Genomic DNA, 8,091 nt, shown 5'->3' on the forward strand with positions numbered 1-8,091 from the left:
CGGTGACGCTCTCGCCGAGGGCGGGGAGGGTGACCTCGGTGCCTTCGCCGGAATCGGAATCGTCGGAGGTCTCACTCGCTGCGGGTGCGGCATCCGCCTGGGGGGCTTCCTCGGCGGCGGGCTGCTCGGGCTCGGCCGGGGCCTCCTCGGCGGCGGGAGCGGCGCTGCCGGTGTCGGAGGAACCGCTACCCGAACCGTCCCCGATGCGTACCAGCGGTGCGCCGACCTCCGCGGTCTCGTCCTCCGCGACCAGGATCTCCTCGATGACTCCGGCGATGGGCGAGGGGATCTCGGTGTCGACCTTGTCGGTGGAGACCTCGAGGAGGGGCTCGTCGACCTCGACGCGGTCACCGACCTGCTTGAGCCAGCGGGTGACGGTGCCTTCGGTGACGCTTTCACCGAGAGCGGGCAAGTTCACGGATTCAGACATAATGCGCCCGTTTCTCCTTCATAGATCGTTCCTTGGCAGCTGGTCGACGACCGGGGCCCGCTCAGCTGGACGTGCTTGCAATTCCTGGTTCCGAGCTTAGTCCACGCCCTCGGGGCGTGGACCAGGCTCGGGGTGGTGCGGGTGCCCGGCTCAGCCGTGCAGCGGCTTGCCGGCGAGGGCGAGGTGCGCCTCGCCGAGCGCCTCGTTCTGCGTGGGGTGGGCGTGGATCAGCGGGGCGACGTCCTCGGGGTACGCCTCCCAGTTGACGATCAGCTGGGCCTCACCGATCTGCTCGCCCATGCGCGTGCCGAGCATGTGCACGCCGACGATCGGGCCGTCCTTCTCACGGACGAGCTTGACGATGCCGCCGGTGCCGATGATCGAGCTCTTGCCGTTGCCGGCGAGGTTGTATTCGTGCGTCTCGACCCGGTCGTCGCCGAACTTCTCGCGTGCGGCCTTCTCGGTGTAGCCGACCGATGCGATCTCGGGATCGCTGTAGGTGACCTTGGGGATGTTGAGGTCGGCGACGACGACGGGCTTGAGGCCGCCGATCTCCTCGGCGACGAAGATGCCCTGCTGGAAGCCGCGGTGGGCCAGCTGCAGTCCGGGGACGATGTCGCCGATCGCGTAGATGTTGCCGACGCCGGTGTGGAGGCGCTCGTCGGTGATGACGAACCCGCGGTCCATCGTGAGGCCCGCTTCCTCGTAGCCGAGGTTCTGCGTGACGGGGCCGCGGCCGACGGCGACGAGCATGAGATCGGCCTCGAACGTCTTGCCGTCCTCGAGGGTGACGACGACGCCGTCGTCGTTCTGCTGGACCGACTTGAACCGGGTGCCGGTGTTGAACTTGATGCCGCGTTTCTTGAACGCCCGCTCGAAGTTCTTGACGATCGACGCGTCCTCGTTCGGGACGAGGGAGGGGAGCGCCTCGATGATGGTGACGTCCACGCCGAAGGACTTCCAGACGGACGCGAACTCGCAGCCGATGACGCCGCCGCCGAGGATGACCACGGTCTTGGGGACGAAGTCCATCGTGAGGGCCTGGTCGGAGGTGATGACCTTGCCGCCGATCTCGAGGCCGGGGAGGCTGCGCGAGAAGGAACCGGTGGCGAGGATGATGTGCTTGCCGGTGTAGACGGTGCCGTCGACGTCGATGGTGTTCTGCGACGCGAGCTTGCCCGAGCCCTCGATCACCGTGATGCCCTTGGACTTGATGAGGCCCTGGAGTCCGCGGTACTTGCCGGCGATGATGCCGTCCTTGTACGCGTTCACGGCGTTCATGTCGATGGACTCGAAGGTCGCCTTCACGCCGTACTTCTCGGAGTCGCGGGCGCCGTCGGCGATCTCGGCCGAGTGCAGGAGTGCCTTGGTCGGGATGCAGCCGTTGTGGAGGCAGGTGCCGCCCAGCTTGCCCTTCTCGATGAGCCCCACGGTGAAGCCCAGCTGCACCGCACGGAGTGCGGCAGCGTAGCCGCCGCTTCCTCCACCGAGTACCAGGATGTCGAATTCTTGCGCAGTTGCCGATCCGGCCACTTGAACGCTCCCTCGCGTGGTCTGTTGACGCGCAGGACGCGTCGGTTGATAAATCGATTGCTGATGCGGTCGCGGGGCACACGGCGGGTGCTTGGTGTGCTCTCGTTTTTCACCCTATCCCCAGAACAAGCCCGCATCCACTTGAAGTGTGCCGAGGACGTGCCGTCCGCGCCCGGATGTGCCCAGCGTCACGCGAACAGGTCGGGCAGGTCGAGCAGGCCGGGCAGGTCGGGCAGGCTGGGCGGGTGCCGCGGCGGTAGTCCGCCGCGGCACCCGTTCCGTCAGGCGGTTCGGGCGAGCACGTCCTCGACGTAGGCCAGCAGGGTGCGGACGCCGACGCCGGTTCCGGCCTTCGGGGTGTAGCCGTAGGGGGCCCCCTCGTTGAAGGCCGGTCCGGCGATGTCGAGGTGCGCCCACGGGATCTTCTCGCCGTCGACCTGGCCGACGAACTCGCGCAGGAACACGGCGGCGGTCATCATGCCGCCGTGCCGTTCTCCGATGTTGGCGATGTCGGCGACCTGCGACTCGAGGCTCGGACGCAGTTCCTCGGGCAGGGGCATGGGCCAGAACTGCTCGCCCGCGCGGTCCGCGGCGGCCTTGACGGCGTCGCGGACCCCGTCGTCGCCCATGACGCCGGAGACGCGGGTGCCGAGGGCGATCATCTGGGCGCCGGTGAGGGTGGCGATGTCGATGATGGCGTCGGGGGACTCCTCGCTCGCGGCGGCAAGCCCGTCGGCCATCACGAGGCGGCCCTCGGCGTCGGTGTTCAGGACCTCGACGGTGCGGCCCCCGTAGATGGACAGCACGTCCTCGGGGCGCTGCGCGGAGCCCGAGGGCATGTTCTCGGCGAGGCAGAGCCACGCCGTGACCTTGGCAGGGAGGCCGAGTTCCGCGACGGCGAGGAGCGTGGTGAGGACGACAGCGGCGCCGGCCATGTCCAGCTTCATGGTCTGCATCCCCGCGGCGGGCTTGAGGGAGAGTCCGCCGGAGTCGAACGTGATGCCCTTGCCCACGAGGGCGAGGTGCACGGCCGAGTTCGCGGGGGAGTACTCAACCTTCACCATGCGGGGAGGCCGCGTGGAGCCCTTGCCGACGCCGAGGATCCCGCCGTAGCCGTCGCGCTCCAGGCGCTTCTCGTCCATCACCGTGACCTTGACGGGGAGCCCCCGCGAGAGGTCCTTCGCGGCCTGGGCGAACGTCTCGGGGTAGAGGTGGCTCGGCGGCTGGTTCACGAGGGAGCGCGTCGCGTTGACGTTCTTGCCCAGGATGCTGGCGCGCCTGAAGGCAGGCGCGAGGTCCGCGTCGTCGGCCGCGGACGTGTGGACGACGACGGTGCGGACGGCGGCCTGGTCCTTCGACGGGGCCACGGTCCCGTCGGCCCTGATCCCCGACTTGTGGCCCTCGTAGCTGTAGGCGCCGAACGCGGCACCCTCGGCGACGGCGGCGGCGGCGGCGGCGGTGCCGGCCGGGAGCGCGAGCACGACGGTCTCCAGGCCGGTGAGCTGGCGGACGGCGGCACCGGCGGCACGGCGCAGGGTCTCCGGGGACAGTGCCTCGCCGTCGGCCACGGTGCCCACGCCGGAGAGGACGAGGGAGTCGGCTCCGGTGTCGGGCAGCCCGGGAAGGCGGCGCACCTCGTCGGCGGCACCGGTGATGCCGAGCACCTGGAGCGAGTCCCCGAGGGCGCGCGCCGCCTTCGGGGGCAGCGGGCTGTCGAGGAGGACCGGCCCGTCCGTCCCCTTGGCGACCGCGATCACGAGCGCGTCGCTCGGGATCTTCTTGAGGTCCTTCGCGGAAGCCGTCAGGTGTAGTTCGGTCGTCTTGATCACGGAATATGTCTCCTCGTGTCCGGATGGGTTGTCCAGGTTCTGCGCGGCTCCGGCATCTGGTGGTCCGGGAACCGTCCTGACGATCGTAGTCGCTGCCCCGCGAGGTGCGGCGTCGCCGAGGGCGGGGCGGTCGGTGGGGGTGGATCCTCCTCCCGGGCGGCGTCGCGTGGTACGGAATGAAGCGGGCGCGGACGGCGTTGACAGGAACAGGACCCGACCGGAGGAGAGAGCCATGCTGGATCCACGAACCCTGTACAACACCGACGCCGACGTCTTCGGCGACCCGCGGATCAAGGGGCTCCCCCTGCTCGTGAGCCTCACCGGCTTCCTGGATGCCGGGCACGTCGTCTCGCAGGTCAGCGAGGAGCTGCTCGAAGTCCTCGAGCACGAGCTGGTGGCCGAGTTCGACGCCGACCAGCTCATGGACTACCGCGGCCGTCGCCCGAAGATCACGTTCGCCGAGGACCACCTGACCGATTACCAGCCGCACCGGCTCGAGCTGCACCGGCTGTTCGACGGATTGGGGGAGCCGTTCCTGCTCCTGACCGGCGTCGAACCCGATCTGCAGTGGGAGCGCTTCGCGAGCGCCGTCGTCGGCCTGGTGGAGGACCTCGAGGTGCCGCTCGTCTCCTGGATCCATGCCATCCCGATGCCGGTCCCGCACACGCGGCCCATCGGGGTGACCCTGCACGGCAACCGGTCCGACCTGATCGACGGCATGAACGCCTGGCGCCCGACCGCGGAGTTGCAGGCGTCCATCGGTCACGTGCTCGAGCTGCGCCTCGTCGAGGCGGGGAACGACGTCGTGGGTCACGTCATCCACGTGCCCCACTACCTCTCCGAGGCCGAGTATCCGCCGGCAGCCGTCGCCGGACTCGAGTACCTGGGCGCCACGGCGCGGCTCGTGCTGCCGACGGACCGGCTCCGCGAGACGGGGCGCGACGTCGAGCGCCAGATCGCCCGGCAGGTCGGCAACTCGGCCGAGGTGCAGTCGGTGGTCGCGTCGCTCGAGAAGCGCTACGACGAGTACGCGGACGGAGCCGCGCGCAGGTCGCTGCTGGTCAAGGAGAACAGCGAGCTGGCCAGCGCCGAGGAGCTCGGTGCGGCCGTCGAGGCGTACCTCGCGAGCCCGCAGGCTGAGGAGGAGTCCACGCTGCTCTGGGACACGGAGTTCCTGGGCGCGAGCCCCATCGACTACGGCAGCCACGACAGCAGCCACGACAGCGGCGAGAGTCGTGACCGGGAGCCGGGAGCAGGGGACGCCGCGGGACGCGACGACGAAGGACCGGCCGGTCCGGGGTCGCGCTCCGCGGCGTAGCCCCGTCGCCGAACGGATCGCGATCCGGACGGCAGGCCGTCCGCCCGCGGGCGCGCTGCCGGCCACGGGCCGTAACGCGGGAGTGGATGGGTCACCCGCCACGCGATAATGGGGCTGTGAGATCCTCGAGGGCACTTCTTGTCTGGGCGGCCGGTGTCACCGCCTACCTCGTTGCAGTGACGCAGCGCACCACCTTCGGTGTCGCCGGGCTGGAGGCGACGGACCGCTTCAGCGCCTCCGCCTCGCAGCTGTCCGTGTTCACGGTGGTGCAGCTGCTCGTCTACGCAGGCCTCCAGGTGCCGGTCGGTGTCCTCGTGGACCGGTGGGGGCCGAGGACGCTCATCGTCGCCGGAGGCGTCCTCATGGCGCTCGGCCAGGCGCAGCTCGCTTTCGCGGACTCGGTCGGTGCGGGGATCATCGGACGGCTGTTCGTGGGGGCGGGCGACGCGACGACCTTCATCAGTGTCCTGAGGCTGCTGCCCGCGTGGTTCGAGCCCCGGCGGATCCCGGTCCTCACGCAGTGGACGGGCATCATCGGCCAGCTCGGGCAGGTGGTCTCGGTCATCCCGTTCGTGGCACTGCTGTCCACCTTCGGCTGGCAGCCGGCCTTCCTCTCGGCCGCGGCCCTCTCGGTGCTCGCCGTCGTCCTCTCGATCACCGTGATCCGCGACTCGCCGCTGGCGGGGAGCGAGCGCTCCCCGCAGACGCTGCGGCAGACCGGCACCTCGCTCGCCGCGGCGTGGAGACAACCGGGGACGCGCCTCGGCCTGTGGTCGCACTTCACCATCCAGTTCCCCGGCACGGTCTTCGTCCTCATGTGGGGCTACCCCTATCTGGTCCGCGCGGAGAAGGTGGGGGAGGGTGTCGCCTCCGCCCTGATGACCCTGTTCGTCGCGGTGGGGATCGCCTGCGGACCACTGCTCGGGAGGTACGTGGGTCGGCATCCCCTGCGGCGATCCACCATGGTGCTGGCGATCGCCGCCCTCATGGCCGCCGCCTGGCTGGCGGTGCTGCTCTACCCCGGACCGGCTCCGCTGCCGCTGCTGACGCTGCTGGTCGTCGCGCTGGCCGTCGGCGGGCCGGGGTCGATGATCGCCTTCGACTTCGCCCGTACATTCAACCCCGCGGCCCGCATGGGAACCGCGACGGGCATCGTCAACATCGGCGGCTTCATGGCGTCCCTGCTGTCGATGTTCGTCATCGGTGTCGTCCTCGACGTCCTGCTCGGCAGCGGCTTCTCCCGGGGTGACCTCTACGCCCTCGCGTCCTTCCGCCTCGCCATGGCCGTGCAGCTGGTGTTCCTGGCGGCGGGGGTCGTGGCGGTCGTCATCGCCCGGCGCAGGGTGCGCCGGCGGATGGCGGAGCAGGGCGTGGTCGTCCCGCCCATCCGCGATGCGCTGGCCCGCGAGCACCGCCGTCGCCGGAACGAGAAGGCTGCCCGGAGGCCCTCCGGCGACTAGGTCGCATCGGGAACCATCCGAGCGGCGGGCTTGTCCACATGACGTCGGCGGGCCGAGCGGGGGCCTTGTCCGCGTAGCAGGCTGGCGGCATGTCATCCCCTGCGAGCCCGGCACCGGGCATCCCACCGTCCCCTCCCATCGCCGTCTCGTCCCCGGCGGACATCCTGTCCTACGTCCCGCACGCCCTCGGATTCCTGCCCGACGAGAGCCTCGTGGTCCTCACGACGCAGGGCCGGAGGCTCGGCGCCACCCTGCGGGTGGACCTGCCGCCCGACGGCAGGGACTCCCGCGCGTTCGCCGAAGGGGTGGTGTCCTTCCTGCGGGGGGACGCCGACGCCGACGGCACCCTCCTCGTCGTCTACACGAAGCAGGGCTGGCCACGGCAGGCACTCCCGCCCCGGCATGGACTGGTCCGAGTCGTCGGAGCGGTCCTGGAAGCCGCCGGACTGCCGGTCCACGGGGGCTGGCTCGTCTCGGCCTCTGCCTGGCGCGACTACTTCTGCAGCGACGACGAGTGCTGCCCATGGCCCGGCCGACCGCTCGACGCCGTGGTCCTCAGTCCGCTCAACGCCGAGCTGATCTTCAGCGGAAGCGCGTTCGATGCCTCGGCGTCGGACGCCGTGCTCCGCGCCGCTCCGTCCGTGGCACGACGGACCTCCTCGCCGGTACACCGCCTCCGGGTGGTGGAGGAGGCCCGCGCACGCTATGCGTCCGGCTGCGCCGGTCGGTGGACGTCCCCGGCCCAGTTCCAGGCGGTATCGGATGTGTGGGATGCGGTCCTCCTGCGGCCGGAAGCACTCGTCGTCGACGCCGAGCCCGATGTCGCGGCGTTCCTCCTGGCGAGTATCGAGTCGCGGACCGTCCGTGATTTCCTCCTGGTGAGTGCCTGTGTCGGGTCGGGCACGGCTCGGGCCGGGGTCGCCGCATGCGGCCTCGTCGACGATTCCGGACCCGCCGGGACAGGCGCCGACAATGGCGCGGTCCGCGGAGACCGGGTGCTGCCGGACGTGCGGGAGGCGACCGGACTGCGCGCGGCCCTGCGCCTGCCGGCATCGACGGAGCGTGGCCGGGACCCGGGGACCGGCACCGGCCGGGCGGGGAGAGCGCCCGCGGCGTCACCACCGGGTGGAGGCCCGATCGTCGGCGATGCGGGTCCGGTCTACGCGGACGTGCTGTCCGGCAGGTTCACCGGCGCCATCGCCTGGGACCGCGTGGACGGCATGACGGTCGTCCTCGGACGACTGGCGGAGGTATCGGACGGTGAGGCCAGGGCCGCAGGTCTCACCATGTCGGCCTGGTTCGAGTACGCCCGCGGACGCGGATCCAGGGCGGCGGTCTACCTCGACGCCGCGGAACGGGCGGTACCGGGGTACCGGCTCGCCCGCCTGCTGCACGAACTCCTCCGGCGCGGGGGGCTGCCGGCCTGGGCCAGGAGCAGGTCCACGGCCTGGCCGGCAGGTGCGGCGGGGAAGGATCCGACCGCCGTCCCGCAGCACGCCGGGACGGCTGAACAGCCCGGCC

5 protein-coding genes and 1 pseudogene are annotated in these 8,091 nt (G+C 70.9%); 3 read left to right on the forward strand and 3 right to left on the reverse strand.

Translation table 11 applies throughout. From position 1 onward, the window contains the following. The 3 genes from CVO76_RS04780 to CVO76_RS04790 form a co-directional block, all read right to left on the reverse strand. A partial coding sequence (locus CVO76_RS04780; RefSeq protein WP_347876224.1) for a biotin/lipoyl-containing protein occupies nucleotides 1-430 on the reverse strand: 430 nt, incomplete at its 3' end. Between the two features lie 150 nt (nucleotides 431-580). Next, entirely contained in the window at nucleotides 581-1,963 is a 1,383-nt protein-coding gene (gene lpdA / locus CVO76_RS04785; protein WP_133081688.1) for a dihydrolipoyl dehydrogenase, read from the reverse strand. 281 nt (nucleotides 1,964-2,244) lie between these two features. Continuing rightward, nucleotides 2,245-3,792 carry a leucyl aminopeptidase gene (locus CVO76_RS04790; protein ID WP_133081689.1) on the reverse strand — a complete coding sequence of 516 codons (1,548 nt, stop codon included), beginning with the start codon at nucleotides 3,790-3,792 and terminating at the stop codon, nucleotides 2,245-2,247. A 232-nt stretch (nucleotides 3,793-4,024) separates the two neighbouring features. Between CVO76_RS04790 and CVO76_RS04795 the strand changes: the two are divergent. From CVO76_RS04795 to CVO76_RS04805, 3 genes and pseudogenes are all read left to right on the forward strand, one after another. After that, nucleotides 4,025-4,918: pseudogene (locus CVO76_RS04795) on the forward strand (proteasome assembly chaperone family protein); the annotation flags it as partial. A 308-nt stretch (nucleotides 4,919-5,226) separates the two neighbouring features. Then, nucleotides 5,227-6,570, forward strand: a complete 1,344-nt coding sequence (locus CVO76_RS04800; protein ID WP_208740944.1) for an MFS transporter — start codon at nucleotides 5,227-5,229, stop codon at nucleotides 6,568-6,570. A gap of 89 nt (nucleotides 6,571-6,659) precedes the next feature. Continuing rightward, nucleotides 6,660-8,091, forward strand: a 1,432-nt coding sequence (locus CVO76_RS04805; RefSeq protein WP_208740946.1) for a DUF4192 family protein, incomplete at its 3' end; no start/stop codon positions are given.

It is taken from the genome of Arthrobacter agilis (assembly GCF_002953615.1).
Classification (GTDB): domain Bacteria; phylum Actinomycetota; class Actinomycetes; order Actinomycetales; family Micrococcaceae; genus Arthrobacter_D; species Arthrobacter_D agilis_B.